The 25,115-nt window shown below is 73.2% G+C and carries 28 protein-coding genes; 10 read left to right on the top strand and 18 right to left on the bottom strand.

Going from position 1 to position 25,115, the window contains the following annotated elements:
• Nucleotides 1–3: 3 nt before the first annotated feature.
• Nucleotides 4–582 (bottom strand): PadR family transcriptional regulator, encoded by a 579-nt coding sequence (locus ACIQMJ_RS02320; protein WP_499759207.1) that lies wholly within the window; start codon nt 580–582, stop codon nt 4–6.
• Nucleotides 583–663: 81 nt separating this feature from the next.
• Between ACIQMJ_RS02320 and ACIQMJ_RS02315 the strand changes: the two genes are divergently transcribed.
• Nucleotides 664–1,935, top strand: a complete 1,272-nt coding sequence (locus tag ACIQMJ_RS02315) for a cryptochrome/photolyase family protein (protein ID WP_499759206.1) — start codon at nt 664–666, stop codon at nt 1,933–1,935.
• A 60-nt stretch (nt 1,936–1,995) separates the two neighbouring features.
• Here the strand turns inward: ACIQMJ_RS02315 and ACIQMJ_RS02310 are convergent, their stop codons facing one another.
• From ACIQMJ_RS02310 to ACIQMJ_RS02300, 3 genes are read right to left on the bottom strand one after another with little or no spacing between them, the layout of a single operon-like run.
• Nucleotides 1,996–3,183, bottom strand: a complete 1,188-nt coding sequence (locus ACIQMJ_RS02310) for an ABC transporter permease (RefSeq protein WP_499759205.1) — start codon at nt 3,181–3,183, stop codon at nt 1,996–1,998.
• Entirely contained in the window at nt 3,180–4,091 is a 912-nt protein-coding gene (locus ACIQMJ_RS02305; RefSeq protein ID WP_499759204.1) for an ABC transporter ATP-binding protein, read from the bottom strand. Before ACIQMJ_RS02305 ends, ACIQMJ_RS02310 begins: the two co-directional genes overlap by 4 nt.
• Nucleotides 4,092–4,116: 25 nt before the next feature.
• Nucleotides 4,117–4,374 carry a helix-turn-helix transcriptional regulator gene (locus ACIQMJ_RS02300; RefSeq protein ID WP_499759203.1) on the bottom strand — a complete coding sequence of 86 codons (258 nt, stop codon included), beginning with the start codon at nt 4,372–4,374 and terminating at the stop codon, nt 4,117–4,119.
• 194 nt (nt 4,375–4,568) lie between these two features.
• On the opposite strand from ACIQMJ_RS02300, the gene ACIQMJ_RS02295 reads away from it, so the two are divergent.
• Genes ACIQMJ_RS02295 through ACIQMJ_RS02285 form a run of 3 tightly spaced genes read left to right on the top strand, consistent with a single transcriptional unit; the run spans nt 4,569 to nt 7,017 of the window.
• Nucleotides 4,569–5,012, top strand: a complete 444-nt coding sequence (locus ACIQMJ_RS02295; RefSeq protein ID WP_387483676.1) for a YbaB/EbfC family nucleoid-associated protein — start codon at nt 4,569–4,571, stop codon at nt 5,010–5,012.
• 11 nt (nt 5,013–5,023) lie between these two features.
• Nucleotides 5,024–5,338 carry a type VII secretion target gene (locus ACIQMJ_RS02290; protein WP_141979343.1) on the top strand — a complete coding sequence of 105 codons (315 nt, stop codon included), beginning with the start codon at nt 5,024–5,026 and terminating at the stop codon, nt 5,336–5,338.
• Nucleotides 5,335–7,017, top strand: a complete 1,683-nt coding sequence (locus ACIQMJ_RS02285) for a WXG100 family type VII secretion target (protein WP_499759202.1) — start codon at nt 5,335–5,337, stop codon at nt 7,015–7,017. The genes ACIQMJ_RS02290 and ACIQMJ_RS02285 overlap by 4 nt, the downstream gene beginning before the upstream one ends.
• A gap of 174 nt (nt 7,018–7,191) precedes the next feature.
• On the opposite strand, the gene ACIQMJ_RS02280 is transcribed toward ACIQMJ_RS02285, so the two are convergent.
• Entirely contained in the window at nt 7,192–8,682 is a 1,491-nt protein-coding gene (locus tag ACIQMJ_RS02280; RefSeq protein WP_499759201.1) for a glycerol-3-phosphate dehydrogenase/oxidase, read from the bottom strand.
• Nucleotides 8,679–9,245, bottom strand: a complete 567-nt coding sequence (locus ACIQMJ_RS02275) for a TetR/AcrR family transcriptional regulator (RefSeq protein WP_499759200.1) — start codon at nt 9,243–9,245, stop codon at nt 8,679–8,681. The genes ACIQMJ_RS02280 and ACIQMJ_RS02275 overlap by 4 nt, the downstream gene beginning before the upstream one ends.
• 16 nt (nt 9,246–9,261) lie before the next feature.
• Here ACIQMJ_RS02275 and ACIQMJ_RS02270 point away from each other — a divergent pair, with 16 nt between their 5' ends.
• The 3 genes from ACIQMJ_RS02270 to ACIQMJ_RS02260 are packed head-to-tail and all read left to right on the top strand — an operon-like array spanning nt 9,262 to nt 12,648.
• Nucleotides 9,262–10,899 carry an FAD-binding oxidoreductase gene (locus tag ACIQMJ_RS02270; protein WP_499759199.1) on the top strand — a complete coding sequence of 546 codons (1,638 nt, stop codon included), beginning with the start codon at nt 9,262–9,264 and terminating at the stop codon, nt 10,897–10,899.
• Nucleotides 10,889–12,085: an amidohydrolase gene (locus ACIQMJ_RS02265; protein ID WP_499759198.1), complete on the top strand. Its 1,197-nt coding sequence runs from the start codon at nt 10,889–10,891 to the stop codon at nt 12,083–12,085. Before ACIQMJ_RS02270 ends, ACIQMJ_RS02265 begins: the two co-directional genes overlap by 11 nt.
• 41 nt (nt 12,086–12,126) lie before the next feature.
• A complete protein-coding gene (locus ACIQMJ_RS02260) occupies nt 12,127–12,648 on the top strand; it encodes a hypothetical protein (RefSeq protein ID WP_499759197.1) in 522 nt (173 codons plus the stop codon).
• Here the strand turns inward: ACIQMJ_RS02260 and erm are convergent.
• The 3 genes from erm to ACIQMJ_RS02245 all read right to left on the bottom strand — a co-directional run bounded on the left by erm (nt 12,629) and on the right by ACIQMJ_RS02245 (nt 15,334).
• Nucleotides 12,629–13,396 carry a 23S ribosomal RNA methyltransferase Erm gene (erm, locus tag ACIQMJ_RS02255; RefSeq protein WP_499759196.1) on the bottom strand — a complete coding sequence of 256 codons (768 nt, stop codon included), beginning with the start codon at nt 13,394–13,396 and terminating at the stop codon, nt 12,629–12,631. The two genes, ACIQMJ_RS02260 and erm, sit on opposite strands and share 20 nt — an antisense overlap.
• A 181-nt stretch (nt 13,397–13,577) precedes the next feature.
• Nucleotides 13,578–14,582 (bottom strand): NADP-dependent oxidoreductase, encoded by a 1,005-nt coding sequence (locus ACIQMJ_RS02250; protein WP_499759195.1) that lies wholly within the window; start codon nt 14,580–14,582, stop codon nt 13,578–13,580.
• 41 nt (nt 14,583–14,623) lie between these two features.
• Entirely contained in the window at nt 14,624–15,334 is a 711-nt protein-coding gene (locus ACIQMJ_RS02245) for a GNAT family N-acetyltransferase (protein ID WP_499759194.1), read from the bottom strand.
• 35 nt (nt 15,335–15,369) lie between these two features.
• On the opposite strand from ACIQMJ_RS02245, the gene ACIQMJ_RS02240 reads away from it, so the two are divergent.
• Entirely contained in the window at nt 15,370–15,777 is a 408-nt protein-coding gene (locus ACIQMJ_RS02240) for a GNAT family N-acetyltransferase (RefSeq protein ID WP_499759193.1), read from the top strand.
• Here the strand turns inward: ACIQMJ_RS02240 and ACIQMJ_RS02235 are convergent.
• The 5 genes from ACIQMJ_RS02235 to ACIQMJ_RS02215 all read right to left on the bottom strand — a co-directional run bounded on the left by ACIQMJ_RS02235 (nt 15,774) and on the right by ACIQMJ_RS02215 (nt 20,416).
• Entirely contained in the window at nt 15,774–16,193 is a 420-nt protein-coding gene (locus ACIQMJ_RS02235; RefSeq protein ID WP_499759192.1) for a hypothetical protein, read from the bottom strand. The two genes, ACIQMJ_RS02240 and ACIQMJ_RS02235, sit on opposite strands and share 4 nt — an antisense overlap.
• Nucleotides 16,190–18,958: an FtsK/SpoIIIE domain-containing protein gene (locus ACIQMJ_RS02230; RefSeq protein ID WP_499759191.1), complete on the bottom strand. Its 2,769-nt coding sequence runs from the start codon at nt 18,956–18,958 to the stop codon at nt 16,190–16,192. Before ACIQMJ_RS02230 ends, ACIQMJ_RS02235 begins: the two co-directional genes overlap by 4 nt.
• A 1-nt stretch (nt 18,959) precedes the next feature.
• Nucleotides 18,960–19,211, bottom strand: coding sequence for a prefoldin domain-containing protein (locus tag ACIQMJ_RS02225; RefSeq protein ID WP_499759190.1), 252 nt, complete (start codon nt 19,209–19,211; stop codon nt 18,960–18,962).
• A 1-nt stretch (nt 19,212) separates the two neighbouring features.
• A complete protein-coding gene (locus ACIQMJ_RS02220; RefSeq protein ID WP_141979330.1) occupies nt 19,213–19,473 on the bottom strand; it encodes a hypothetical protein in 261 nt (86 codons plus the stop codon).
• A 139-nt stretch (nt 19,474–19,612) separates the two neighbouring features.
• The gene (locus ACIQMJ_RS02215) at nt 19,613–20,416 is read right to left on the bottom strand and encodes a hypothetical protein (RefSeq protein ID WP_499759189.1); all 804 of its coding nucleotides are present in this window, start codon (nt 20,414–20,416) and stop codon (nt 19,613–19,615) included.
• A 218-nt stretch (nt 20,417–20,634) separates the two neighbouring features.
• Between ACIQMJ_RS02215 and ACIQMJ_RS02210 the strand changes: the two genes are divergently transcribed.
• Nucleotides 20,635–21,063: a hypothetical protein gene (locus ACIQMJ_RS02210; RefSeq protein ID WP_499759188.1), complete on the top strand. Its 429-nt coding sequence runs from the start codon at nt 20,635–20,637 to the stop codon at nt 21,061–21,063.
• Between the two features lie 58 nt (nt 21,064–21,121).
• Here ACIQMJ_RS02210 and ACIQMJ_RS02205 read toward each other — a convergent pair whose 3' ends face one another.
• The 4 genes from ACIQMJ_RS02205 to ACIQMJ_RS02190 form a co-directional block, all read right to left on the bottom strand.
• Nucleotides 21,122–21,889, bottom strand: coding sequence for an alpha/beta fold hydrolase (locus tag ACIQMJ_RS02205; RefSeq protein WP_499759187.1), 768 nt, complete (start codon nt 21,887–21,889; stop codon nt 21,122–21,124).
• Entirely contained in the window at nt 21,890–22,486 is a 597-nt protein-coding gene (locus ACIQMJ_RS02200) for a DUF4232 domain-containing protein (RefSeq protein WP_499759186.1), read from the bottom strand.
• A 138-nt stretch (nt 22,487–22,624) separates the two neighbouring features.
• On the bottom strand, nt 22,625–23,608 hold the full coding sequence (locus ACIQMJ_RS02195) for a gamma-glutamylcyclotransferase (RefSeq protein WP_499759185.1): 984 nt from the start codon (nt 23,606–23,608) through the stop codon (nt 22,625–22,627).
• A 224-nt stretch (nt 23,609–23,832) separates the two neighbouring features.
• Nucleotides 23,833–24,207, bottom strand: a complete 375-nt coding sequence (locus ACIQMJ_RS02190; protein ID WP_499759184.1) for a winged helix-turn-helix transcriptional regulator — start codon at nt 24,205–24,207, stop codon at nt 23,833–23,835.
• A 95-nt stretch (nt 24,208–24,302) separates the two neighbouring features.
• Here ACIQMJ_RS02190 and ACIQMJ_RS02185 point away from each other — a divergent pair, with 95 nt between their 5' ends.
• Nucleotides 24,303–25,112, top strand: coding sequence for an SDR family oxidoreductase (locus ACIQMJ_RS02185; RefSeq protein ID WP_499759183.1), 810 nt, complete (start codon nt 24,303–24,305; stop codon nt 25,110–25,112).
• The last annotated feature ends 3 nt before the right edge of the window (nt 25,113–25,115 follow it).

Genomic DNA, 25,115 nt, shown 5'->3' with positions numbered 1-25,115 from the left:
GGGTCAGTCCTCTCGCGTGGGGAAGGGCAGGGAACCGGCGCGGACCTCGTCGACGACCGAGCCGATCCAGGCCAGCTCGGCGCGGGCCTGCGCCAGCGCGTACTCGGCCTCGATGACGTGCAGCCGGGGCACGCCGCCCGCCAGCACGTCGGCCAGGTGGTCGGCGTCGGCCGTGATGCGGTCGGACAGCCGGCGCGCGCGTTCGGTCAGGGCGTCGACGGCCCCGTCCGGGCCGAGCGCGCCGAGGTAGGCGACCGCGCCGAGGAATTGGGTGAACTCGCGCTGCGGCGTGCGGATCTGGCCGTCCAGCCGGCGCACCAGCTCGGCGTGCCCGGCGTCGGTGAGCGCGTACACGGTCCGTTCCGGGCGGTTGCCGGTGCGCTCGGTGCCCCGCGGCGCGACCCAGCCGGCCGCGACGAGGGCCTCGACGACGTCGTACAGCGTGCCCCGGTTGATGGCCGCGGCCCGGTTCGCGTCGCGGGCCCGCAGGTCCGTGAGCATCTGGTACGGGTGCGACGGGTGCTCCACCAGGAGGCCGAGCACGGCGAGCACCAGCGGGTTGTCGAGAGCGCGACGAGGCATGGTCGAAATCTATCAGTCGAAATCGACTATTGGCGAGCGGGTCGTCGTGCGAGGTGCCGGTGGCGCTCCTAGGGTCGGTCCGTGGACTCCTCGACCGTGGTGTGGTTCCGGCGCGACCTGCGGACCGCCGACCACCCCGCGCTCCTCGCGGCGGCCGACCGGGCATCACGCGCGCTCGCGCTGTTCGTGCTGGACCCCGTGCTGCTGCGGGCCTCCGGCCGGCCCCGGGTCGAGTTCCTGCACCGCTGCCTGCGGTCGCTGGACGCCGAGCTCGGCGGGCGGCTCGTCGTGGTCGAGGGCGACCCGGTGGAGGTCGTGCCGCGGGTGGCGGCCGAGGTCGGCGCGACGACCGTGCACGTGTCGGCGGACGCCGGGCCGTACGGGCGCGCCCGTGACGCGGCGGTGGCCGAACGGGTCGAGCTGGTCCGCGCGGGATCGCCCTACGCGGTCACGCCGGGACGCGTCACCAAGCCCGACGGCACGCCGTACCGGGTCTTCACGCCGTTCTCCAGAGCCTGGCTGGACCACGGCTGGCACTCGCCCGCGGACACCGACGCGTCGACGGTCGACTGGATCCGGTCCGACCTCGGCCGCGAGCTGCCGGCGGGGGAGGGGCTGCCGGACGTGCGGGCGCTGTGGGAGGCGTTCCGCGACGAGAAGCTGCCCGACTACGCCACCCGCCGCGACCGGCCGGACCTGGACGCCACCAGCCGGTTCTCCCCGTTCCTGAAGTGGGGCGTGGTGCACCCGCGGACGCTGCTCGCCGACCTCGGGCGCGGTGCGGGCGCGCAGGCGTTCCGCACCGAGCTGGCCTGGCGCGACTTCTACGCCGACGTCCTGTGGCACCAGCCGGAGTCCGCGCGCCGCAACCTCAACCGCGCGTTCGACCGGATGCCGCTGGACGACGACCGCGAGCGGTTCGCGGCGTGGTGCGCGGGCCGCACCGGCTACCCGTTCGTGGACGCCGGGATGCGCCAACTGCTCGCCGAGGGCTGGATGCACAACCGCGTCCGCATGGTCGTGGCGAGCTTCCTGGTCAAGGACCTCCACCTGCCGTGGTGGTGGGGCGCGCGGCACTTCATGCGGCACCTGGTCGACGGAGACCTCGCGTCCAACCAGCACGGCTGGCAGTGGGCGGCCGGCACCGGCACCGACGCGGCCCCGTACTTCCGCGTGTTCAACCCGGTGACGCAGGGCGAGAAGTTCGACCCGGACGGGGACTACGTGCGCCGGCACGTGCCCGAGCTGCGGGACGTGCCGGGCAAGGCCGTGCACCAGCCGCGCGACCCGATCGTGGACCACGCGCACGAGCGCCGTGAAGCGCTCGCGCGCTACGCCACCGTGAAGGGCTAGCACCGTGAAGGGCTAGCACCGTGAAGGGTTAGCGCTGTGAGGGGTTAGCGCTGTGAGGGGTTAGCGGAGCACTTCGCGCAGCCGCACGCGGGCACCCGTGCGCAGGACCGCGTTGGAGTACACCCGGCCGCCCAGCCACGTGATCGCCGCGATGGCGAGCAGCGCGAGCACGACCGCCAGCAGCACCTGCCACGTCGGCGCGAGGCCCAGCGCCATCCGGCCCGGCATCAGGATCGGCGCGAACGGCGGCAGCAGCGACAGCACCGTCACCGCCGTCCCGGTCGGGTCGGCGAGCAGCAGGTTGATGCCGAGCACGAACGCCACCACGATCACCGTGCTGATCGGCGTCAGCACCGACTGGACCTCCTCCTGGCGCGACACCAGCGAGGCGGCGGCGGCGAACACCGTCGCGTACAGGAAGAAGCCGAGCAGGTACCAGAGCAGGCCGGTGGCCAGCGCGCCGCCCGCCACGCCCGCGATGTCGACCACGCCGGAGAACGTCGACAGCGCGAGCCCGGCCGCGCCGATGACCACGAGTTGCAGCAGCCCCACCAGACCGAGGCCGACGACCTTGCCCAGCAGCAGCTGCCACGGCCGCAGCGTCGCCAGCAGCAGCTCCACCACCCGGCTGGACTTCTCCTCCACCACGCCCTGCGCGACCATCATCCCGTAGACCAGCAGCGAGTAGTACAGCAGCGCCGCGATCACCAGGCCGATCACCAGCCGCTGGCCGCGCTGCGGGTCCTGCGGCTCCAGCGCCACCACGTCGACGCTCGCGCGTTCCAGGTTGCGCGCCACCTCGGCCGGATCCACCCCCGCCTCGGCGAAGTGCGCGTCCAGCACCTGCTGCTTGACCAGCAGGTCGATCGAGTTGCGCAGCGCGTCGCCCAGCGACTCCTTCACCACCACGCGCAGGTCGTCCGACGCGCCGGTGATCAGCGCGTCCACGTCGCCCGAGCGCACCTGCTCCTCGGCCGCCGCCGGGTCGGTCACGTCGACCGTCTCCACCTCGCGGCCGAACGACCGGGCCGTCTGCTTCAGCGGCTCCGCGAGCACGGTCGCCTGCCCGCTCAGCGCGACCCGGTCGCGCCCGGCGTCGTCGGACAGCACCGACTGGAGCAGCACGTACCCCGCCAGCACGGCGACGATCACCACCGTGCCCCACACGAACGACTTCGTGCGCACCTTGCCCAGGAACTCCCGGCGCGAGACCAGGAACACCGCCCGACCGGGGGTGAGGTCGTTCATGCGGCGGACTCCTCGGTCACCACGCTGCGGAACAACTCGGTCAGCGACGGCCGCTGCCGGGAGAACTCGTGCACGGGCCCCGTGCTCAGAGCCGCGCGCAGCACGGCCTGGTCGTCCACGTCCGGCGCGACCGCCAGGACCGTGCGGCCGGACGACGTGTGCGCCGAGCGCACGCCCGGCAGGTCGTCGGCCCAGCCCGGCTGCGCCAGCGGGGCGTCCACGACCAGCTTCGACTCGCCGCCCGCCCGCAGCTCGTCCACCGAGCCGGACGCCACCAGCGTGCCGCTGCGCACGATGCCGACCCGGTCGCACAGCCGCTCCACCAGGTCGAGCTGGTGGCTGGAGAACACCACCGGCACGCCGGCGGCCGCCTTCTCCCGCAGCACGGCGCTCATCACGTCCACCGCGACCGGGTCCAGGCCGGAGAACGGCTCGTCCAGCACCAGCACGTCCGGCTCGTGCACCAGCGCCGCGGCCAGCTGCACGCGCTGCTGGTTGCCGAGGCTGAGCATCTGCACCTCGTCGCCGCGGCGGTCGCGCAGGCCCAGCCGGGCGATCCAGGTCTCCGCCGAGCGGTGCGCCGCGTTGGTCGACAGGCCGTGCAGCTCGGCCAGGTAGACGAGCTGGTCGAGCACCTTCATCTTGGGGTAGAGGCCGCGCTCCTCGGGCATGTAGCCGATCCGGCGGCGGGTCTCGAAGGTGATCGGCGCGCCGTTCCACCTGACCTCGCCCGAGTCGGCGGCCAGCACGCCCAGCGCGATGCGCATCGCGGTGGTCTTGCCCGCGCCGTTGCTGCCGACGAACCCGAACAGCTCACCCGCCCGCACGTCGAAGGTCATCCCGTCGAGCGCGACGACCTCTCCGTAGCGCTTGGAGATCCGGTCGACCTCCAGCACCCCCTGTGGCACGTGCTCTCCTCTCGTGACCGGTCGCCTAGCCGTAGACCTGGGTGGACAACGGCTTGAACGGCGTGCGGCTGAACACCGCCTCGACCGGCAGGCCGAACACGTCGCAGATCCGCAGCGCCAGGTCGAGGCTCGGGTAGTGGTCGCCCCGCTCCAGCGCGCCGATCGTCTGGGGGTTGACCCCCACCGCCCCGGCCAGCTCCGCCCTGGTCATACCCCGCTCGACCCGCAGCACACCGATCCGGTTGTGGATGGGCTGCCCTGGGCCCCGGCGCACCGGACTCATGCTACGAAGTGTTGCGAAAACCCAACAGAACGGCAAGTAAACAATTCACAGAATAGGCCGAACGGCGGTATCCGCACGGCGTGCACCGAAAAATCACGATTCGGTGAAACGATACGTCGTCGGGAACCGAATCGAGTGACGACGGGTCGAATTGCGCAGTAGGGCCGCAAGCCCCGTTGCCGTGAGGGGTGAACATGGAGCCGGACCAGTGGCTCGCGCAGTACGGAGAGAAGATCGAGCAGGCCAAGCGGAACGCCGCGCAGGCCGAGTCGCAGCTCGGCGGCGTCGGCGGCAGCGCGACGTCGCCCGACGGCCTGATCACGGTCACCGTCAACGCCTCGGGCGCGTTGACCGACCTGATCCTGCGCCCGCAGCTGCGCGGTGAGGACCCCGAGCGCATCTCCGGCGCCATCATGACCGCCGTCGCCCAGGCGCAGCGCGCCGCGGCGGGCCGGGTGGTCGAGATCATGACCGAGTTCGTCGGTGACAGCCCGGCGCTCGAGTTCGTGAAGTCGAAGATGCCCAACGGCTATTCGGGTGACGGCACGGACGCCGTGGAACCGGAGCCGGAGCTCCAGCGTCGAGACACCAGGCCCGATGACGACTACTTCACCAACCCACCCGATGTCATGGCCTGAGCAGGGGGTAGATGACCATGTTCGTCTCGTTCAACGTGAACCCGGAGGAGATCCGGGCGCACGCTGGAACGGTCGACCAGCTGACGCAGCGGATGCTCGCGGCCACCCAGACCGCTGACCCGTCGTTGTCGACCGACGCCTTCGGCGTCTTCGGTTCGTTCCTGGCCCAGTTCCTGCTCAAGACCGCGGGTTCGGGTCAGGACATCCTCGGCCAGGCCACGGAGACCGTCGCCGACATGTGCCAGGGCCTGAAGGAGGTCGCCGAGCTGTACGAGAACGTCGACCTCGACAACGCGTTCGGCTTCAACGGAAGGGCACGGGGATGAGCGGGCAAGCCACCACCCAGGGCCGTGACCCGTCGCACCTGATCGGCGACGTGCAGGGCACCGTCGCGGCGGTCGAGCGCGGCGACTGGGTCCAGGCGGGCCTCGGCATGGCGAACACCGCCATGGGCATCGTCGGGCTGGCCTCCAACCCGCTGTCGGGCTTCCTGTCCGCCGGGTTCAGCTGGGCCATCCAGCACGTCGACTTCCTGCGCGAGCCGTTCGACGCGCTGCTGGGCAACCCGCAGGCGATCCAGAAGATGTCCGACAGCTGGGCGTCCGCCGCCAAGCAGATCGACGGCATCGTCGCCGACTACCGGCGCGCGTCGGTGGAGGAGACCCGGACCTGGCGCGGTCGTTCCGCCGACGGGTACCGGGCGGCGAGCAAGAAGCACGCGGCCGGGCTGGAGACGCTGTCCAAGGCCACGCAGGGCATCTCGCGCGCGGCCAAGGGCGCGGGCGAGCTGGTCGCGACGGTGCGCAAGACCATCATGGACCTGATCAGCCAGGCCGTGTCCGAGATGGTCATGAAGATCATCCAGTGGCTGGCGGCGTCGTTCCTGACCTTCGGCGCGGCCATCGGCGCGGCGATCGCGGACATCGTGCAGATGGCGTGCAACTACGCCAAGAAGCTCGCCGACTTCCTGCAGAAGCTCGCCAACTCGCTCAAGAAGCTGATCGACCTGATCAAGTCGGTCGCGCAGATCGCCCAGACCGCCAAGCAGATCCTGCAGGCGATCACGGCGATGACGTCGTCCAACAAGGGCTCGGGCGGCGGTGGCGGCGCGGGGCCGCGGTTGTCGCAGGGCGGGCTCGGGCTCGACGAGCGGCAGCTCAACGACATGGACCGGGACGCGAACCGGCGCTACACCAACGACCCGCGCGGGTCGACCATCCCGTCCGGCGGTCCCAGCCCGGTCGGTGACGTGGTGAGCCGCCCGCCGTCGGTGGGTGGCGGCTACGGGCCGGGCACGGGTGAGCAGGAGCCCGTGCGCGCGTACCCGGGTGGGCCGAGCGGTCCCGTGGTGAGCCGTCCCCCGACGGTCGGCGGCGGGTCCGGTGGGTCCTGGTCCGGTGGCGGTTCCGGTGGTTCGGGTGGCTCCGGCTCCGGTGGGTCCGGCAGCGGTGGTCACTGGGAGCCGGGTCGCTGGGTGTCCGACGGCGGGTCGTCCGCGGGCCGGGTGCCCCCGCCGCCCACGTTCCGCGACACGACGTACGCGACCGGTACCACCACGCCCTCGGTGCCGACCATGCCGACCGTTCCCCCGGTGCGGCCGGTGTCGGCCGACCTGCCCGGCACGCCGTCCGGCGGTGGCGCCGGTGGTGGTGCCGGCGGCTTCGGCGGTGGCGGCGGCGGTGGCTTCGCCGGTGGCGGCGGTGGCGGCTTCGCCGGTGGTGCCGGTGGCGGTGGCGCGGGTGGCGCCACGCTCCAGTCCGGCGGCTCGTCCGGCGTGCTCGGCCCCTCCGGTGGCCCGGCGGGCGGCGCGCCCGGCGCGGGTGCCCCCGGTGCGGGCGGTGGACGTCCCGGCGGCGGTGGCATGGGCATGATGGGCGCGCCGATGATGGGCGCTCCCGGCCAGGGCGGCGGCGACGGCAAGGACCACCAGCGCAAGGTGCGCCTGGAGGGTGAGCCGCTGATCGAGGAGCCGCCGAAGGCGGCGAAGCCGATCATCGGCGAGTGACCTGGTACGACCAAGGGGGGACCTCCACCGCGGAGGTCCCCCCTTGTCCCTGTCCTGAACGTTCAACTCACCTGTCCCGAACGTAGGACTCACGCGTCCCGAACGTAGGACTCACGCGAGAGTCGAACGCTCAGGTCCCGAGAGTCGAACGTTCGGGTACGCCGAGTTCTGCGTTCAGGTCGGGGACAGGGCGGCCAGTTCGGCGGCGACCTCGGCGGCGACGGCGGGTTCGGCGGCGGCGCGGTCGGCCGGGACCAGGCCGATCCGGGTGCGGCGGTCGAGGACGTCGTCGACGGTCAGCGCCCCCTCGTGGCGGACGGCCCAGGCGACCTCGCCGACCTCGGCGACCTGCGCGGCCTCGGTGCCGTAACGAGCGGTCAGGTCGGCCGGGCCGGTGGGCGGGCCCGCACCGACGAGCGGGAGGTCCGCGGTGCGGGAACGGGCGGTCGTCAGGCCGGTGGCGTCCACGGCGTCGGCGGCCATCCGGCGGTAGGTGGTGAGCTTGCCGCCCACCACGGTCGTCACGCCGCCCTCGGTCAGCACGGCGTGACGCCGCGAGAGGTCGGCGCTCGGGCCCGCGCCGGTGTCCAGCAGCGGGCGCAGGCCCGCGAACGCCCCCAGCACGTCGGCACGGGTGAGAGCGCGCTCCAGCACCGACGACGCGACGCCCAGCAGGAAGTCCACATCGGACTCCGGCACGGTCGGCACGTCGGGGACCGGGCCGTCCACCGGCTCGTCGGTCAGCCCCACGTACACCCGCCCGTCGCGTTGCGGCAGCACCAGCGCGAAGCGGTTGCGCGCACCCGGGATCGGCACGGTCAGGGCGGTGTTCGACACGCCCACCGCGCCCGCCGACAGCACCAGGTGCGAGCCGCGCGACGGCCGCAGCCGGACGCCCGGCACGAGCGAGCCCGCCCACACCCCGGCGGCGTTCACCACCGCCCGCGCCCTGATCTCCACCGACTCCCCGGTCAGCGCGTCGACGACCTGCGCGCCGCGACCGGTCAGCGCGGCGGCACGCGCCCGCGTCACGATTCGCGCCCCGAACCCGGCCGCCGTGCGGGCCAGCGCCACGACCAGCCGCGCGTCGTCGACCAGCTGGCCGTCGAAGCTCAGCAGCCCGCCGCGCAGGTCGGCCCGGCGCAGCCCGGGGGCCAGCGCCAACGCCTCGACCGCCGGCACCCGCCGCGGACCGGGCAGCACGCGTGACGGCGTGCGGGCCAGCCGGCGCAACGCGTCACCCGCGCGCAGCCCGGCCAGCACCACCGGGTCGTGCGCCTTGCCGTGCAGCGGCACGAGCTGCGGCAACGCCCGGACCAGGTGCGGCGCGGTGCGGGTCATCAGGATGCCCCGCTCGACCGCGCTCTCGTACGCCAACCCGACCTGGCCCTGGGCCAGGTACCGCAGGCCGCCGTGGACCAGCTTGCTCGACCAGCGGGACGTGCCGAACGCCAGGTCGTGCGCCTCCACCAGGCACACCGACAAACCGCGTGAAGCGGCGTCCAGGGCGACCCCGGCCCCCGTCACCCCACCGCCGACGACGAGCAGGTCGACCGGGGAGGACGCCAGGTGGTCGAGGTCGGCACGGCGGCGCGCCGCGTTCAGCGACGTGCTCCGCGACGTGCTCCGCGAGGTGCCCGGCGACGTGTTCCGCGAGGTGTTCACGACAGCGCCGCGTCCAGGTAGGCGGCCAGTTCGGCCAGCAGCTCCTCGAAGTCCAGGTCCGTGGTGGCGGGCCGGATCGACAGCACCAGCGACTGCGTCGTCAGCAGCACGAGCCGCGCCTGGGCCGCGGCGGAACCGGGGCGGATCGAGCCGTCCGCGTGGCCCGCCTCGACCTGGCCGACCAGGAACGCCTCGACCAGCCGTTGCGTGCTCCCCAGCCGCTGCACGAGGTAGGGCAGCATCAGCTCGGCGTCCAGGTCGAGCACGCGCCGCAGCAGCGGGTCCGCGGCCAGCAGCCGGATGCCCGCGATGGCCTGCGCCACGAGCCGCTGCCGGGCGTTGTCCCCGGTCACCTCGATCCGCTGGAGCAGCGTGGTGAACTCCCTGGTCATCAAGGTCCTGACCAGCGTGCCCACGTCCGGGAACCGGCGGTAGAGGGTCATCCGGCTCACGCCGGCGCGCTTGGCGATGTCCGTCAGCGTGGTGCGGCGGACCCCGACCTCGACCACGCAGTCGCGGGCCGCGTCGAGGAGCGCGTCATCACTGTGACGTTGAGACGTCATGTGTCACACTGTAGCGGTGACCGAGCGCATCGACCACACCCTCCGGGGCAGTTGGACTCCCGTCGCGGGCTCGCTCCCGCCGCACGCGTTGCGGTGGTTGAAGGAGCGGATCGGGCTGGGTGACGTCCGCACGCCGGCACGCGCGCCGCAGGTACCGGAGTCGTTGCTGAGCGACACGGCCAGGGCGGCCCTGGGTGAGGTCGTCGGCCCCGGCTACGTCCGGGTCGACCGGGACTCGCGGCTCGGGCGCGCGGGCGGGCTGTCCTACGTGGACCTGGTGCGGCAGCGCGGTGACGGCGAACTGTCCGTGCCGGACGCGGTGGTGCTGCCCGCGTCGCCGGAGCAGGTGGTCGACGTGCTGAAGGCGTGCGTCGAGCACGACGTGGCCGTGGTGCCGTTCGGCGGCGGCACGTCCGTCGTCGGCGGCGTGAACGCCCTGCGCGGCGACAAGGCGGCGGTGATCGCGCTCGACCTGAACCGGCTCGACCGGCTGGTCTCGGTGGACCCGGTGTCCCGCCTCGCCGTGCTCCAGGCCGGGTTGCCCGCGCCGCAGGCGGAGCGGTTGCTGGCCGCGCACGGGCTCACCACCGGGCACGTGCCGCAGTCCTACGAGCGGGCCACCGTCGGCGGGTTCGCCGCGACCCGGTCGGCCGGGCAGGCGTCGTCCGGCTACGGGCGCTTCGAGGACATGGTGGAGGGCGTGCGGCTGGCCACGCCGGTGGGCGAGTGGCGGCTGGGCAGCGCTCCCGCGTCCGCCGCCGGGCCCGACCTCAAGCAGTTGGTGGTCGGCAGCGAAGGCGCGTTCGGCGTCATCACCGAGGTCTCGCTGCGCGTGCGCCCGCGGCCGGTGGTCGAGCGGTACGAGGGTTTCATCGTGGACGGCTGGGAGCGCGGGTCGGCCGTGGTGCGCCGGTTGGCGCAGCGGCGGGTGCTCGCCGACGTCACCCGACTGTCCGATGTGGACGAGACGGCGGTGTCGCTCGCACTGGCCGGCGGCTGGAAGACGAACGCGCTCAAGGCGTACCTGCGGGCGAGGGGCGTCCGGCAGCCGTGCATGCTCATCCTCGGGTGGCACGGCGCGTCGAAGGCCGAAGTCGCGCGGCGGCGGGCCGAGACGGTGCGCGGGGTCCGGCTCGTGGGCCTGGGCAGGGCGCTCGGCGAGGCGTGGCGGCACGGCCGGTTCAACGGTCCCCGGCAGCGGGACGCGTTGATGGAGGTCGGGGTGTGCGTGGAGACCCTGGAGACGGCCACGCACTGGTCCCGGGTGTCGGAGCTGCGCGCCGCGGTCCGCGAGGCGCTGGTCGACGCGCTGGGCGACTGCGTGGTCATGTGCCACATCTCGCACGCCTACGAGACCGGCGCGTCGCTGTACTTCACGGTGCTGGCGGCCCGGGACGCGGCCGACCCGGTCGGGCAGTGGCAGGTGGCCAAGGCCGCCGCGAGCGAGGCCATCACCGGGCTCGGCACGATCAGCCACCACCACGCCGTGGGCACGGACCACGCGCCGTACCTGGAGGCCGAGGTCGGCGCGCTCGGCCTGGACGTGCTGGCGTCGGTGAAGCGGACGCTGGACCCGACCGGCGTGCTCAACCCGGGCAAGCTCCTCGCTGGCGGCGGCACCCGCGCGGGGCTAGCGTCGCCTGGTGACCGGTGACCTGCTGATCCGTTCCGTGCGGCCGTGGCCGAACGCCCCCGGCGCACCCGTGGTGGACGTGCTCTGCGAGGGCGGGCGCGTCGCGGCGTTCGGCCCGGACCTCCTCCCGCCGCCCGACGTGCCGGTGGCCGACGGGCGGGGCGGCGTGCTGCTGCCCGCGTTCACCGACGCGCACGCGCACCTCGACTCCACCCGGCTCGGCCTGCCGTTCCGCCCGCACAGCGCGGGCGAGGGCCTGGCCGAGCTGATCGACAACGACCGGCGCAACTGGCGGTCGGCGGAGGCGTCCGTCGCCGACCGCGCCACGCACACGCTCGGGCGGACGATCGCGTTCGGCGCGACGCACGTGCGCAGCCACGCGCAGGTGGACGTCGACTCGGGGCTGGAGAAGCTGGAGGGCGTGCTCGCCGCCCGGCAGGAGCACGCCGGGCGGGCGCACGTCGAGGTGGTGGCGTTCCCGCAGTGCGGCATCCTGCGCGAGAAGGGCACCGCGGACCTGCTGGACGCGGCGCTGCGGTCCGGGGCCGACCTGGTCGGCGGCCTCGACCCGGCGGGCTACGACCGCGATCCGGTGCGGCACCTGGACGTCGTGTTCGGGCTGGCGGAGAAGCACCAGCGCGGGGTGGACGTGCACCTGCACGACGCGGGCTCGCTGGGCGCGTTCCAGGTCGAGCTGATCTGCGAGCGGGTGAGCGCCCTGGGCATGCGGGGCCAGGTGACGATCAGCCACGCGTTCGCCCTGTCCACTGTGGACGAGGACCGGCGGCGCGACCTGGTGGAGCGGTTGGCGGAGCACGACATCGCGGTGACCACGGTCGCGCCGGGCGTGCGCGACCCGCTGCCGCTGCGGCAGCTGCGGTGGGCGGGCGTGCGGGTCGGGCTCGGCCAGGACGGCATCCGGGACTACTGGTCGCCCTACGGCAACGGCGACATGCTCGACCGGGCCTGGCAGCTCGCCCACCGCAACGGGTTCCGCCGCGACGAGCTGGTGGAGATGTGCGTCGACATCGCCACGCGGGGCGGCGCGGCGGTCATGGGCCGGGTGCTGGGGCTGACCGAGGGCGCGCCCGCCGACCTGGTGGTGGTGCCGGGCGACACGGTGACGGGCGCGGTGATGGATCGCGCTCCGCGCACGCTCGTGGTGCACGAGGGGCGTGTGGTGGCCGCCGATGGTCAGGTCGTGTGAATGCCGGGTGGAGCGGTGCGCCGGTCAGTAGCCTGCCCGGCATGAGTGAGACGTGGGAGGCCCTCCAGGCGACCCCGTTGGTCGAGGTGCGGCGACGTGCGGCGACCATCGGCGAGGCCGTCGACGTGGCGCCGATGACCGTGGACGGCGCGGACCGGTTCGGGTGGAACGACCGGGGCGGCCAGTCGACCGTCTGGTACTTCACCCCCGAGGGGCGGGCGCTGCTGCTGACGTTCGACCACGAGACCGACCTCAACCTGTACGCGGAGGGCGACTACGCGCTCCAGGAATCCCTCTACCGGGGCGTGCCCGAGGACCTCGTGCGGCTGGTGCGCAACCGCCCGGAGAACTACGAGTCGCTGAACCTCGCCGACGAGGCCACCGGCAACACCATCCACTACGCCGGCGGGGTGTTCTGGTTCGACGGCGAGCGGTGGCACGCGGCCGAGGGGTTCCTGGAGCACTGCGAGCGGGAAGGGCTGGACCCGATGGTCGAGTCCGGCTTCGACTACTGCCTCCAGGCGTACCGGTTCGGCGAGGACCTCACCGCTCCGGCGGAGTGAGGGCGAACAGCTCGGCCCACTGCCCGGCGGTCAGGTCGCGCGGCAGGGTGCGGTCGGTGAGGCGGTGGCGGCGCGCCCAGTCGGCGGTCCGGGCCCGCGGGTAGGCCGCGCGCAGGATCGCCGGCACGCCCCGGCCCCGGCCGGTGAACACGCGGTGCGCGAACGCCTGGTAGCGGCGGCGGTCGCGGGGGTCCACCAGCGGCGTCCGGCGGCGGGTCACCGCCAGCAGGCCGCCGTCCACGCCGGGACGGGGCCGGAACGCCGCCGCCGGCACGCGTCGGACCAGCGTGAACGAGTACCAGGGCCACCACTGGGCGGTCATCATCGTCGCGCCGCCCACGCCCGCCCGGCGGCGCGCCACCTCCCACTGCACGAGCAGCACGGCGTCCGTCCAGTGCCCGGCGTGCACGACCCGGCGCAGCACCGCCGTGGTCAGGTGGAACGGCAGGTTGCCGACCAGGACGTGCGGCTCGCGCGGCAGGCGGTGGCGCAGGAAGTCGGCCTCGACCAGCGTCGTGGTCGGCGCCACGCGGCGGCGCAGCTCGCGCACCCGGGCCGGGTCGACCTCCACGCCGGTGAGCGGGCGGCCCAGGGCCTGGAGCGGCAGGGTCAACGCGCCGGAGCCGCAGCCGATCTCCAGGATCGGCCCGCTGGTCCGGGCGACGAGGTCGACCACGTCGGTGATGACGGTCCGGTCGACGAGGAAGTTCTGACCGTGCTCGTGCCGGCCGTCGTGGTGCGTGCGCACTGAAGGGGCTCCGCGGCTGCTGGAAGCGAACCGGGCAGCGGAGGAAGATGCCGCCCGGCGAGGACTCGCTGGAGCGGCGGAACCGGGGTGCCGCCGCTAGACGCGGCGCATCCGGGTCACGGCACAGGCGCACATGCCGGCGACGCTAGCGCACCGCCGGCACGTGCCCAACCGGATTTCCCTACAGGGTGACGAGCGCCTTGCCGAGGTTCTCGCCGCGCAGCATGCCGATGAACGCCTCCGGCGCGCGGTCCAGGCCCTCGGTCACGGTCTCCCGGTAGCGCAGCTCGCCCGAGTCGATCCAGCCGCCGACCTCGCGGACGAAGTCCGCCCGCAGGTGCTTGTGGTCGTGCACGAGGAAGCCGCGCAGGGTCAGGCGCTTGCCGACGGCCAGGCCGAGGTTGCGCGGGCCGATGGGGGTCTTGGTGTTGTAGTGGGAGATCGCGCCGCACAGCGCGGCCCGGCCGTGGTCGGTGAACGCGTCGATCGCGGCCTCCAGGTGGTCGCCGCCGACGTTGTCGAAGTACACGTCGATCCCGTCCGGCGCGGCCTGGGCCAGCAGCTCGCCCACCGGGCCGTCCTTGTAGTTGAACGCCGCGTCGAAGCCCAGCTCCTCCACCAGGTACTCGACCTTGGCGTCGCTGCCCGCGCTGCCGATCACCCGCTTGGCGCCGCGCAGCCGGGCCACCTGGCCCGCGACCTGGCCGACCGCGCCCGCCGCGCCGGAGACGAACACCACGTCGCCCTCCTTGAACGCGGCGACCTCGAGCAGGCCCGCGTACGCCGTCATGCCCGGCATGCCGAGCACGCCCAGGTACGCGCCGATCGGGGCGGCCTGCGGGTCGACCTTCGTCGCGTGGGCGGCGTCCACCGCGGCGTACTCGCGCCAGCCCAGGCCGTGCAGCACGGTGTCGCCGACCTCGAAGCCGGGCGCCTTCGACGCCACCACCTCGCCGACCGCGCCGCCGTCGAGCGCCGCGCCGACCTCGAACGGCGCCACGTAGGACTTGCCCGCGTTCATCCGGCCCCGCATGTACGGGTCCACGCTCATCACCTGGTTGCGGACCAGCACTTGACCGTCGGCGACCTCCGGGAGGGGCACTTCGACCAGCTCGAAGTTCTCCGGGGTCGGGAAGCCTTCGGGGCGGGAGGCGAGACGGATCTCGCGCGCGGTGCTCGGCGTCATACCGCGTGCAACACCGCCGCGTCGCGGGGCTGTTCCGCCGATCAGGTGTGAGCTGAGTCCCGAAGCGTGGTCACGCTGCGGTAGGTGAAGCCGAGCCGCCGGTAGACCCCGATGGCGGCCTCGTTCCACTGGTGGACCATCAGGCCGCACGTGCCGCGCTCGGCGAGCAGGGCGCTCGCGACGAACCCGCAGACGGTGGTGGACAGCGCCCTGCCGCGGTGGTCGGGGTGGGTCGCCACGCCGGCGATGAAGCCGACCGAGGGGGACGGCCAGGCGTCGGCGGCGACGGAGATCAGGACGCCGTCGGCGCGGATGCCCGCCCAGCGGGACGCACCCGGTTCGCGCGGCCGGACCCAGGAGTCCGGGTTCGCCTCGCGCAGAAGCGCTTCGACGTCGTCCCAGTCGGCTTCGGTCAGCCAGCGGGGGCCCGGTGCCGGGTCGAGGGAGCCGGTGCGGTGCATCCAGCCGAACGTGCCGCGGACCGGCCAGTCGAGCTGCTCGGCCACGGCGGTGGTGACCAGGGGTATCACGTCGGGCCGCACGTGCGCGCGCAGCAACGTCGCCACGTCGTCCACCGGCCCGGTCAGCACCAGGCGGTCGAAGCGGTACAACGCGGGCGCGAGCACCGCGACCGCGTCGCCGTGCGCCCAGGCCGTGCCGCCGCGGCCGGGCAGCAGGGACTGGGCGGCCCACCGGGCGATCGGGTCGGGGGTGGCGGCGGACACGTCGGCGGGGGTGGGCAGAACGCGCATGACCGCATCATCACCCAAGAGCTACCCTCGCCCGCATGGACATCCGGCTGGTCACGTCGTTCGACGCGGTGGTGGCCGCGGGCCACTTGTTCGACGACCCGCCGCGCGAGGACGCCACCCGCGCGTTCCTCGCCGACGACCGCCACCACCTGCTCGTCGCCTACGTCGACGGCGAGCCGGCCGGGTTCGTGTCCGGTGTGGAGACCATCCACCCCGACAAGGGCGTGGAGATGTTCCTCTACGAGCTCGGCGTGGACGACCCCCACCGGCGGCGGGGCGTCGCGAGCGCGCTGATCGCCCGCCTGATCGACCTGGCCCGGGAACGCGGCTGCACCGGCGTGTGGACCGGCACCGAGAAGGACAACGCCGCCGCCCTGGCCACCTACCGCCGCGCCGACGCCGAGCTCGACTTCGACACCGTCGCCGTCTCCTGGGGCTTCTAGCGGAACAACGCGCGCTTCTGCGCCGCCTCCTCCAACGCCCGGAACGCCAGGTCCAGCGCGGTGTTGTAGTCGGCCTGGTCGCGCGGCGGCACGGACTCGTCCGGCGCGGGCACGGTGGTCATGGTGAACCACCGCTCGTCCCACAGCAGCTTGACCACGGCCTCCCAGTGCTCCGCGACGACCTGCTTGACCAGCTTCTCCTGGTCGATCACCGCCGCCATCCGGTCCTGCGACTCGGCCAGCCGCTCCAGCAGCCGCCGCACCCGCGCCCGGTCGGCGGCGCGCATCCGCTCCACCGACTCGCCGGCCAGCGCGACGACCTCCCGGTACCGGTCGATCGCCGAGACCGCCCCGACCTCCGGCGCGCCGTGCCCGCCGGTGCGCTGCGCGGGCACCACTGAGGCGTGGCTGATCATGGTTCCTCCCGGGTGTCGAACGGGATGACGACCTGCGGCCGCGAGTGCTCGAACCGGTCGAAGAACAGGCCCCGTCGCGGTCGCGGTGACCACGCCATGACCTGCTCCGGCCCGAACGACAGCAGTTCCTTGCCCTGCACGTCGAACGCGATCCACGCGCCGATGTCGTCGTAGACGCCCGGCGGCAGGCTGTTCTTCAGCCGCTGCGCGCCACGCCACCACCCCAGCACGTGGGTGCGGTTCTCCGGCCCGTGCTTGAGCACGGTCCGCAGGCTGTCCACCCCGGAGGCCCGGGTCGTCGGGTCCTTCACCTCCAACAGGGTGTGCGCCGCGTCCACCGCGTAAACCACCAGGTAGTGCGGTGGCAGCGGCGCGCCGGTCTCACCGGTCATGCTCGCGGTGATCCGCGCCGCGGTGCCGTCCACCATCGCCCGGATGCCGTCCAGACCGAGCAGCTCGACGGTGTGGCCCGCGTCGCTCAGCTGCTTGTGCAGGCGTTCCGCGTGCGGCCAGGCGTCCTCGGCCAGGCACGCCAGGGTGAACCGGGCGTCGTCCGGCTCGTGCTGGCGGGCCAGCGACAGCGCCGCGCCGGCCAGCACGCCCGCCGCGTCGTCGGCCAGGGAGCCGAGCACCGCGATGTTGCGGCCCGGCGTGCGGGCGAACCGCACCCCGGCCGCGCTGCCCGCCACGTCGATCACCTGGCCCAGCAGCACGGTGGGGTTGCCGCCCTCGACCGGGCGCAACGCCCGGAAGTCCGGCATCGCGTGCAGCGCGGGCACCTTGCTGCCGTCGAACAGGATCGGCTCGGCCAGGTCCGCCGGGCGCCTGCGGTGCAGCTCGGCCTGCAACACCTCGAACGTGCCCTTGGCGGTGGCGTCCGGGATGCGCGCGACCTCGTTGCCCGGCCGCACGCCCGACTCGTGGTTGACCACGGCGTGCCAGCGCGGCAGCTCCACCGCGGCGTCGTTCTGGGGCTCGGCCAGCACCCGCCGCGCCTTGGGCAGCGCGATGCGCACGGTGAACTGCTCGAAGATCGCCGACTTGCCCCAGAAGCCCTCGATGCCGGACACGTCCTGGCTGGACAGCACCAGGTGGATGCCCTGCGACCGGCCGCGCCGCGCCACGTCCTCCAGCAGCTGCGTCGCCTGCGCGGTGACGTGGTCGCGTTCGCCGAACAGGTACTGGAACTCGTCGATCACGGCCACGATCCGCGGCCAGTGGCCGTGCGGGTCCTCCTCGCGCAGCTGCTCCAGCTTGGTGACCTCGTGCCGCTTGGCCGCGTCCGCCCGCCGGCGCATCTCGTCGGCCAGGAACGCCAGCAGCGCCACGCCGAACTCGCGGTCGGTGTTGACGTTCACGCCGACCAGCCGCGCGTGCGGCAGCCACGTCGGGTCCTTGCGGCCCGGCGCGAACTGCGCGAACGACACGCCCTCCTTGAAGTCGAGCAGGTACAGCTCCAGCTCGTCCGGCGCGTACCGGGCCGCGAGGCTGCCGAGCATGGCGTAGAGGAAGTTCGTCTTGCCCGAGCCGCTGGGGCCGCCGATCAACGCGTGCGGCGACGTGTCGCCCAGCCCCACGTGCACCGGCTCGCCCTCCAGGAACCCGACCGGCGCGAGCACGCCCGCCGACGAGTTCTCCCGCCACAGCTGCTCGGGCAGCAGGTCGGCGAACGTGCTGAGCCGGTGGCGGCGCTCCTCGCGCTTGTCCGCGATGGCCGCGCACGCGCGGGGCACCCGGTCGCGCGGCAGCGGCGGGTCGAGCGCGACCGCGACGTGCTTGCCGGTCATCGTGCAGGTCGCCGAGTGGTCCGCGGCGATGGTGACGGTCTCGATCGGCGAGTTGACCGTGACCGGGATGTCGACGATGAAGAGCTGGATGCCCGCGGCGAGGCCGTTGCGCGCGACCCGCTGCAACTGCTGCTGGTGCTCCTCCCGCAACGGCTGCCGGTTGCCGAACAGCACCGCCACCCGCCACGGCTCGGTGCGCCGCCCGCCGGCCGCCCGCACCGACTGGTGGCCCTCGGTCAGCACGCCGGTGTGCACCCGCCGGATGTGGTCGGACAGCTCGTCCAGCAGCTCGTGCAGCCGGGCCGGGTCGTGCACGGTCAGCAGGCCCGCCCGGGTCAGCGGGTACAGGCCGGGCAGCGCGCCGGTGAGCTGGCCGACGTCCCACACGTGCACGTGCACCAGGCCGGGCTGGAAGTGGCTGAGCACCCGCAGCAGCAGGGTCTCGACCAGCGACTCGGCCGTGGCGCGGCTCTCGTAGGTGGAGGAGACGTGCAGGTGCGAGTGGTCCAGCAGCGGCACCGCCACCGGGAACCGCTGCGGCTCGGGCGCGCTGCGCACCACGCCGGTGCCGATGCGCCACAGCTCGGGCGCGCCGTCGCTGCCGTCGGCCGTGCCCGGCGTGCCGAGCCACGCCTCCGGCGGCCACGACGCCGGGCCCTCGGCCGCCGCGCCGACCAGCGCGGTCAACTGGTCGGGGCCGCGCTCGGACCACTCGCGGAACGCCTCGACCCGGTCGATCAGGGCCCGCGCCAGCTGCTGCTCGAACAGCGGGTTGGCCAGCGCCCCGGCCAGCAGCGGGTCGGCCAGCGCCCGGTCGACGCCGTCGCCGCGCAGGATCACCTCGAACATGTCGCGCGCGCGTTCGTCGGCCAGGAGGCGGTGCTCGCGCGAGGCGTTGCCCAGCGCGGCGGCGACCGCCCTGCGGAACTCCTCGAAGGAGCCCTCGATCCTCCTGCGGCGCTCGTCACGCCTGCTCACGTCACAGCTCCACGGCTAGGCGTTGGACCAGTTCCAGGCTGCCCACGATCAGCTCCAACTCGTCGGCGAACCTCTCACCGGCCGCCAGGAACCCGGGCGGCACCAGGGACTCGTGGTGGTCGGCGCTCGCGTCGAGCAGGATGTCGACGGCCTCGTCCAACGCGGTCTGGGCCTCCCGGACGCTGCGGTAGGCGTCCCGGAGGAACTCGCAGCTCTGCTCCAGCGCGAGCTTGACTTCGCCTACCGAGGTCACGTCACAACCTGGAGTTGATGCTCTCGGCCTGGGAGATCCCGGCGCCGAGGTGCTTCTGCAGGTCGGTGACGCCGCTGACCACCTCGGCGAACCGCGCGTTCGCCTGCTCCACGTCGGCCTGGACGCTGCCCTGCGTCGCCGTGCTCAGCAGGGCTTGGGCGTCCTCGGCCAGGTCGGCGGCCTGTTGCAGGGCGTTGACGCTCTGGCCCGCCTTCTCGACGGCCTGTGCGATCGCGGCGCGGACCTCTTCGATGCTGGCCATGTCGGATCCCGACCCCTCCCGGCTGAACTGCTTGAGTTCCTATAGTTGAAAGTAGTACCTAAAGTTTCACGATTCACAAGCAAGATCGGCTGACCGGGTGGCAGTGCAAATCCACTCGATCGGGGCAGCGACAACAGGTTCAGTCCGGCACCGTCCACACGAATGCCGAGTCCGGTGTCGCTGTCAGTGCCAGCGCGGCGATCCCCGCCTCCGGCGCCGGCGCGGCTGACCAGCGGACCGTGCCGGAATCCCCGGACCACTCGACGTCCGACCATCCCGAACGGCCCAGCGACGCCACGGCCTCCTGTAGCGCGACCGTGGGCGAATTAACGCTCGCGCCGAGGTCGATGTGCACGCTCAGTAGGTGCCCGTGGGGAGCCACTCGGGTGATCTTGCCACTTCTCGCGACCCGGCTCGCTACCGCCCGCGCCTGCCACTCGGCGCCCGCGGACCGGTCGGTGGCCACGTCGACGCGCAACGACAACCGCGTGCGCACCCGTTCGGGCTCCGGTGCCTGCGCCGAACGGTCCGGCGCCTCGACCTCGGGCCGGTTCTGCTGCGGGTCACCGCCCGCCCACGCCTCCACCAGCAGCCGCTCCGCGCCGGGCACGAGGCCGTCGAGCAGCGCCGGGTCCTCCAGCACCGTCCACGCCGTCGGCGGCTCGCAGGCCACCCTGGGCGTGGGGAACTCGTCGCCGAGCTGCCGGACGAACGTGCGCACCGCGCGGGCCAGCGCGCCCGCCACGTTCTGCGTCGCCCGCTCGCCGCTGACCCGGCTGATCGTCACCGACCAGCAGCCGGGTTCCTCGTCGGAGCAGTCGATGGCCCGCACCACCCGCCCGCCGACCTGGCGCAGCAGTGCGGCGCAGGCGGCGCGCGCCTGCCGGTCGTCGTCGGCCGCCACCACCGCGGTGATCAGCAGCTCCAGGTCTTCTCCCACCATCTCGACCCGAATTGTCCATGACACCGGTGTGGCACGTGAGGGTGCCATTGATGTCACCCATAAGCAGGGACTTGCGCCCACCCCTTGTGATGTCCGCTGATCAGGCCGTTTTCGCCGGTCTAACCGCCGTTCACACGATGCGGTCGGCGACGTCCGGTGGCGCGTCGTGCGAGGTAACGATGTGAGCGCATGGCCATCTACGCCAAGGAGGTTCCACCATGCGCAGCATCATCCGACTGGTCGCCGCGGGCGCGCTGTCGCTCCCGCTCGTCATCGGCGCCGCGGGCATCGCGTCGGCCGACGTCGAGTACGACCATGGCAGCGCGTCCGCCACGGCGGACGGCGCCACGGTCCACGACCTGGCGTCGGGCGCCGACGCCTACGGCAACTCGTACTTCTTCGAGCAGTACCAGGTGGCCGGGTCCTACGGCGCGGGCTCGTTCACCGTGGCTGCGTGGACGTACGACGGCAACGCGGGCTACTTCGACCACTACGCGTGGTCCAGCCCCGACGGCGCGTGGACCGGGTCCACATCCGCCGAGGCCGACTCGAACGACTGGTACGACGATGACACCGACTACGACGATGACACCGACTACGACGATGACACCGACTACGACGACGGTGGCAGCGACTACGACGAGTGATTCCTGACGGGGTGGGGCGGCGCCGCGTCGGCCGCCCCACCCGTCCGGGTGTGTCCCATCACCCCAGCCGGAGCGCCCGGCGCACGAAGTCGACCACGTCGGCCAGCACCTCGGCCGAGTTGGTCTCGTGGAACACCTCGTGCCGCGCGCCGGGGTAGACCCGCTCCTCGAACAGCAGCCCGCGCAACCGATCGGTGCCGGTCCGGGTCTCGGCCAGTGGCACCAGCTCGTCCGCGGTCCCGTGCAGCCACAGCGCCGGCAGGTGCTCCAGCGCGGGGCCGTAGTTGACCTCGTCGAGCGCGCGCTCCAGCGCCTCCAAGGTCTCCCTCTTGTACGGCCCGTGCCACACCAACGGGTCCGACGCGTAGTTCTTGCCGACCTCCGGGTCGCGTGACAGCAACTCCGGGTCCACCGGCTCCTCGGGCCGGTCCAGCCCCTCCCACGTGCCGAGCACCGGCGCCGACAGCACCAGCGCCGCCAGCGGGTGGCGCTGCGCGTACCACGCCGCGACCAACCCGCCCTCGCCGTGCCCGATCAGCACCGTGGGCAGGTCCGACGCCGCCGAGCTCACCGCGGCCCCGACGTCGGCCACGACGCCGTCGAAGTCGGCGATGACCGCCCGTTCCCCCTCGGACCGCCCGTGCCCGACGTGGTCGGCGGCCACCACCAGCGCGCCCGCCTCCACCAGCGCCTCGGCGACGTGCCCGTACCTGCCGCTGTGCTCGCCGTAGCCGTGCACGATGACGGCGAGCCAGTCGGCGTCCAGGTTGGGCCAGGTGCGGACCGCGAGCTCCCCGGCGTGGCCGGGAACGTTGGACTCGATCACCTAGGCAGCGTAGAACGCGCTGATCTCGATCTTCCCGCCGGCGCACACCGGACCCAACCCCCACCGCAGGCTCATCGGCTCGGTCTCGTCGGGCGGGATCGCCGCCGCCCGCGCCGCCTCCGCCTGGCACGGCCGGTCCACCGGCTCGTCACCGGTGGGCACCACCGTCCAGTGCAGGTTCGCCGCCGCCGCCGTCCCGGGCGCGAGCACCACCGGCGCGGGCCCGGGGTCCGACGTCCGCTGGAGGTCCGTCGGCACCGGGTTGCCCGCCGAGTCCAGCAACTGCAACCCGCTGTACCCGTTCAACGTGCACGGCCCCGCGCCGTTGTTGGTCACCACGAGCTTGCCGTACCGGTTCCCCGCACCGGCCTCGGTCGGCTCCACCGACCCCGCCAACACCGCCGCCGTGCACCGCCCCGACGCCGGCGCCGCCGTGGGGGAGACCTGCGCGGACGTCACCGGCGCCGACGACGGCGGCACGGGCGCGGACTCGGAGGACGGCTCGACCACGAGCGAAGACTGCTCGGCCGCCTGCTGTGGGCTCCCGCACGCGGCAAGCGCGACCGCGAGGGCGCCGAACGCCACGAGTCGCCTCATGTCCACCTCCTGCTAGGAAACGGGTCCTTATCAGGAGGACGTACCCAACCACCGAAGGGTTGGGTGGATAGGCGAGAAATTCACCGGATCGGGCGCACCGATGACGCTGGTCCACAACCCCATCGGGCGGCCGGGCCGCTACCCCTCGACCCACCCACCGGACAACACGGGCATGTCACCCACCGCCGCCTTCCACACGTACGCCCAACACACCTGCCCATCCGCCAACGTCACCCGGACCCGCCGGTACTGGTCGCCCTCGTACTCGTCCAGCACCGGCAGCGCCTCCTCGGGCCGCTCCACCCGCAGCACGTGCCCGGGCACCCGCGCCCCGCTCCCGGGCCGCCACGCCGGATACCCCAGCCCCGTGTCGTGCAACGTCCCGGACAGCGCCGCCGGCACCGGCTCGCCCACCACGAACGGCTCCACCACGCCCCAGGCCGCCATCCCGGGCTGCAACGTCCCGTACACGAACACCCGGTCCGGCCAGTCGTCCGGCGAGGGGTCGCCGTGCACGGGCGTCACGTCCAGCCCGTCCCCGTCCGCCGGCCGGCCCCCGAGCCGGCGCGCCCTCCGCTGGTCGACCTCCGCGCACCGCACCGGCCGCCCGCCCACCAGCAACGGCATCCGCCTCGTGCCCGCACCGGTGTACGCCAGCACCGAATCCACCACGCCGCCGTTGAACAACGTCACCCGCCCGGTGTGCACCCGCACCAACCGGTACCGCAGCCCCCGGCCCTCGCACCGGTCGAGCACCCGCAGCTGCTCCGCGGTGGCGAACCACACCGCGTGCTCCTCCTCGACGCCCGGCGCGGCGGCGAGCGTCGCCGGCCGCTGCCCGTCGGTCTTGCGCAACCCGGCGGCCCACACCGCCGACAACCCCTCGCACCTGGCCCTCAGCACGACCGCCGGGCCGGTCAACCCCAGTTCTTCCCGCAACCACGTCACCTTGGCCGGGTTCGCGTTCGACCCGTACGCCAGCACCGGCATCCGCCCCGTCAACGGCGGTTCGCCGTGCTCGGCGAGCCAGTCGTCCAGGTCCTGCCCGTCGGGGGCGACCCGCCATCCGGAATCGGCACCGGGATCGGGCGTGACCGGCCAGCCGGCGCCGTCGAGGTGCACGAAGCAGTGTCCCGGCCGAGCTCCCGGATAGGGCTCGGCCGGGTGACTATCGTCCGTGAAGGGCTGCGTCATGGCGTTCATTCTGGCAAACCACCCCCGGAATTCACCGGCTGTTGGTTTGCCTCTACCCGTCAGACGTCCGATCTAAACGTGGGATTTCGCCCGTCCTCACGCTCGGTTGTCCCGGCGAGCCCGGCACAGGTCGGAGGTGTGGACGTGATCTGTCACACGTTCTCCACGCGCCGCGCGTCGTACTCCTCCTGCGCCGCCAGGAAGTCCGGCAGGTTCTCCTCGATCCACCCGAACAGGCCGATGATCTGCTCCGCCGCGTGCGCGCCCAGCGTCGTCAGCGAGTAGTCCACCCGCGGCGGGATCACGGGGTGGACCTCGCGGTGCACCAGCCCGTCCCGCTCCAGCGCCTGCAACGTCTGGGCGAGCATCTTCTCGCTCACCCCCGACACCTCGCGGCGCAGCTCGCCGAACCGCTTCGTGCCGTCCAGGAGCTTGCCGAGCACCAGGCTGCCCCACTGCCCGGTGGCGTGGTTCGCGATCACCCGGGTCGGGCAGTTGCGGTCGTACACGTCACCTCGCTGCACCATGGCAAGCACTCTACCTGCACGCTATCCGGATCGTTAGTACCTGATGAAGAGGTAGGTACTTACGATTAGTTAGCTTCGTGCCTAGCGTTGCCGGCATGACGACCTTGATCACCGGCGCGACCGGCCACCTCGGCTCCCTGATCCTCGACCACACCCTCGCCCGCCTGCCCGCCGACCGGCTGGCGGTCTCCGTCCGCGACCCGGAGAAGGCCGAGGAGGCCGAGCGCCGGGGCGTCGAGGTCCGCCCCGGTGACTTCGACGGCCCCCTCGCCGACGCGTTCGCCGGCGTGGAGACGCTGCTGATCGTCTCGGTCGACGGCCCGGACGAGATCCGCCTGCGACGGCACCTCAACGCCGTCCGCGCCGCCGCCGAGGCCGGTGTGCGGCACATCGTCTACACCTCGGTCACCGACGCGGACACCTCGCCGCTCTCCCTCGCGCAGGTCCACAAGGGGACCGAGGAGGCGATCCGGGCCACCGGCATCCCGTTCACGTTCCTCCGCAACGGGATGTACCACGAGAACTACCTCCCGCACGCGCCCGGCCCGATCGTCAGCGCCGCCGGTGACGGCCGCATCGCCAGCGCGTCCCGCGACGACCTGGCCCTGGCCGCCGCCGTCGTGCTGAGCACGCCCGGCCACGAGAACGCCGTCTACGAGCTGACCGGCCCGCGGGCGTGGAGCTTCGACGAGCTGGCCGCCCTCGCCGGCACCACCCACCAGCCGGTCAGCGGGCCCGACCGCGTCGCGGGCCTGAAGGGCTTCGGCCTGCCGGACTTCGTGGCCGACCTGCTCGCCGACATCGAGGTCAACATCAGCCGCGGCGTGCTCGCCGAGGTGCGCCCCGACCTGGAGAAGCTGATCGGCCGCGCCCCGACCACCATCGAGGACGCCCTCAAGTCCTGACCC

This window comes from Actinosynnema sp. NPDC091369 (assembly GCF_044757065.1).
GTDB lineage: Bacteria > Actinomycetota > Actinomycetes > Mycobacteriales > Pseudonocardiaceae > Actinosynnema.
The sequence above is the reverse complement of the archived record's forward strand: the minus strand, read 5'-3'. Positions and strand labels throughout refer to the sequence as shown.